This window comes from Bacillus sp. SIMBA_008 (assembly GCF_046535495.1).
GTDB lineage: Bacteria > Bacillota > Bacilli > Bacillales > Bacillaceae > Bacillus > Bacillus subtilis.
The window spans coordinates 1-367 of the sequence record NZ_JAWRWL010000103.1 but is presented as its reverse complement, the minus strand read 5'-3'; the positions used below and the strand labels follow the sequence as shown (position 1 = coordinate 367).

General features: G+C 51.8%; 1 protein-coding gene. It reads left to right on the top strand.

The window, feature by feature from the left end:
- Positions 1-367, top strand: a 367-nt coding sequence (locus tag SB658_RS22350; RefSeq protein ID WP_410602399.1) for a PTS transporter subunit EIIC, incomplete at both ends; no start/stop codon positions are given.

Below are 367 nucleotides of genomic sequence, written 5' to 3'. Positions count from 1 at the left end.
CTTAAGAGCTTTGCGGGACGGCATTATTTTGACTATGCCGCTTATCATCATCGGATCGGTTTTTCTGATTCTGACGAGTCTTCCGATTCCCGGTTATGCCGATTTTATGGCTGGTCTTTTCGGTGAAAATTGGGTTGAAAAGCTCGGGTATCCCGTGAATGCGTCCTTTGACATTATGGCGCTTGTCGCCGCCTTTGGGATTGCTTACCGGCTTGCGGAAAGCTATGAGGTGGATGCCCTGTCGTCGGGAGCCATTGCCCTTGCCGCCTTTTTATTGGCGACGCCGTATCAGATTCCGTTTATCCCTGACGGCTCGTCAACAGAGATTATGGTGGGAGGCGGCATACCGATTTCGCTGCTCGGAAGC